A 2,585-nucleotide genomic window follows, 5' to 3' on the forward strand; every position below is an offset into this window, starting at 1 on the left:
AACCACACCGAAACCGATCAGCAGGTGCAGGCAGTAGCTTAACTCACCCGGAAATCTGTTCAAACATCGGGGAGTAGCTCAGTGCAGACCGCCGAGGGCAAGCTCTTTCTCTTTGTCGGAATTGACCGGACGTCCAAGTTCGTCGTCGCCCAACTCGTCGCAACAGCTGACAGAAAAACCGCCTGGGAGTTTCTGCAGCACATGCTCGAGGCCGTGCCCTATCAGGTCCACACGGTTCTCACCGACAACGGCATCCAGTTCGCCGAGCAGCCCTGCAACCGGAACACCATCTACTCCCGGCCAATGCGCTTCGACATGATCTGCGAGGCGAACGGGATCGAACACAGACTAACCAAACCCAACCACCCGTGGACCAACGGCCAGGTCGAGTGGATGAACCGCACGATCAAGGACGCGACTGTCAACCGCTTCCACTACGAGAACCATGACCAGCTGCGAACACACCTCGCCGACTTCCTGGCAGCCTACAACTTTCCACGCAGGCTAAAGACGCTCGGCGGCCTCACACCCTATGAATACATCTGCAAAATCTGGACATCAGAGCCGGATCGATTCATCCTCGACCCGATCCACCAGATGCCGGGACTGAACACCTCGTGGAAGCGATGCTGGATAACCTATACTACCCCAATGCACGAAAGGACGAAGGAGCGAAGCGTCTGTATGACTATCAAGGCACGGACATTCAGGCTACTTGCCTATGCTCCAAAAGACGGGACCGCGTGCTCTGGGCCCGACCGTGTGGCAAATTCGTGTGCTCTGCATCATAGTACCGTTTCGTAGATGCAAGAACCGCACCATCCCGAGCAGCCAGTTGCAGGGGCCCAAGGCACCGAGAGGGTCGAGACAACACTTGCCGCCATCGAGGCCGAGCAAATTTCACGCCGTCATCTGCGCCGCGCACTACAGATCGCGAAGGTACACGGCATTGAAGCTAAATCAGAGTTCGACGCAGTGAGGCTCTTACGCGATGCAGGGATTGATCCCTTCTCCTTAGCCTCAATGGTTCCGATTGTGAGTTCAGTGGGAGATCCGATCGCGGCACTCCATGACAGTAAGGCAAGGTCGCGCCAAGAGCATAGGCGCAAGCGCGCGCGCCTGCCCAGCGACGCGATGGTGAGCCCAAGGCGCGCGCGAAAATTGGCCTTCGACACGTCTGAACAGCATGCAGAAGTCAACCAGGCAGCCGAAATCCTGCGGATGCAGCAAGATATTGCCCGACGTCGTCGGCGGAGGCTTAGGCATATAGCGCTAAATATGTTTGCCTTCGTAATGCTGCCAACTTTTCTATCTGGGTGCTACTTCTACATGATTGCTACACCAATGTATTCCGTTCAGTCGGAATTCTTTATCCAACAGGCGGGCCAAGCCTCTTCAGGTAAGTTGTTCGGTGGCCTCCTCTCCGGCAATTCGCCGGACTCCTTCGCCGTCGAGGGTTATCTCAAGTCTGTTGATGCGATGGTGCGCTTGGACGCGGACTCTGACTTTCGTGCACATTTCGAGAATGAGGAGATCGACCCGTTCCAGCGGCTTTCGCCCGACGCAACGCTGGAGACCGCCTACAAGGTTTACAGGAAGTTCATCGACGTCTCGTTTGACCCCAAGGACGAAATGATACGGATGAACGTGATGGCGGCCGACCCGGAAATTGCTGCCAATTGGTCCCGACAGTTGATAAGATATGCGGAAGATCAGGTAGATCAGCTCTCCCAGCGTTTGAAAGCAGACCAAATGCGCGATGCTCAGCGGAGCTATGAAGCGGCAGAAGAAGCGGTTTCGGCATCCCAACGCCGCCTAGCCGAGCTGCAGCAGAAATACGGAGCCATCTCAGGTAGAATCGAGGTCGCCTTTGTTGTTAGCCAGCTAAGCAGGTTGGAAGACCAAATCCTGCAGGATCGTCTATCACTGGCACAGATGGAGGGAAACCTCGATCCTAACCAGTCGCGGATGGAGCTGGCTAAGCGCCGGATTGCGGCAATTGAAGCTCAGATTGCTACTTTGCGGGCCAGAATGACAGGGGATAGTGTCAGTGAAACGAGCATCGCGAAAATCCAGGCAGATCTTCTTCAAGCAGAAGCCGATTTGAAAAGCCGGCAAATGCTTGCGAGCAAGGCGCTGGTAGCGGTCGAAGCTGCCCGCCTTGAAGCTCACCGACAGAGCCGCTATCTGTTGCTGTCCGTTAGCCCAATTCCGCCAGACGAGCCAAACTATCCTCGTACGTTTACGGCCACCCTCTTGACTATGTTGATCTTCCTTGGATTTTACCTCACGGGTTCGTTGGTCGTCCAAAGCCTGCGCGAACAGTTTTCTACATGATCGCCTCGCGCGATTGGCACCCGAAAGTTCCGACAGTGCGGAGTGAACCGCGCCGGGTTTGCCGGAGGCTCCAACTCCTGAGTGGGATGGAGCATCATGAGCAAGACAACGAACAAGTTTTCCCCCGAAGTGCGTGAACGCGCGGTGCGGCGGTAATCCCCCCATTTTTAGGGTCAGGACCCATTGATCTTGCTTCTGCGGCGTGATTCACGCCTCCGCAAGGAGACTGACCGATGAGCAACCTTTTC

General features: G+C 55.8%; 1 protein-coding gene and 1 pseudogene. Both read left to right on the plus strand.

The genetic code is table 11. The features are described from left to right. Window positions 1-75: 75 nt before the first annotated feature. Window positions 76-615, plus strand: a pseudogene (locus tag D5084_RS09165) (integrase core domain-containing protein); the annotation flags it as partial. 189 nt (window positions 616-804) lie between these two features. Continuing rightward, window positions 805-2,337, plus strand: coding sequence for a KpsE/RkpR family capsule polysaccharide export protein (locus D5084_RS18360; RefSeq protein WP_155523122.1), 1,533 nt, complete (start codon window positions 805-807; stop codon window positions 2,335-2,337). Window positions 2,338-2,585 lie beyond the last annotated feature (248 nt).

The sequence above is a fragment of the Tabrizicola thermarum genome (assembly GCF_003574395.1).
GTDB lineage: Bacteria > Pseudomonadota > Alphaproteobacteria > Rhodobacterales > Rhodobacteraceae > Tabrizicola > Tabrizicola thermarum.

Bases quoted from the DNA above. Each gene is read 5' to 3' on its own strand.
- D5084_RS18360 (WP_155523122.1), top strand. From the start codon at position 805: ATGCAAGAACCGCACCATCCCGAGCAGCCAGTTGCAGGGGCCCAAGGC.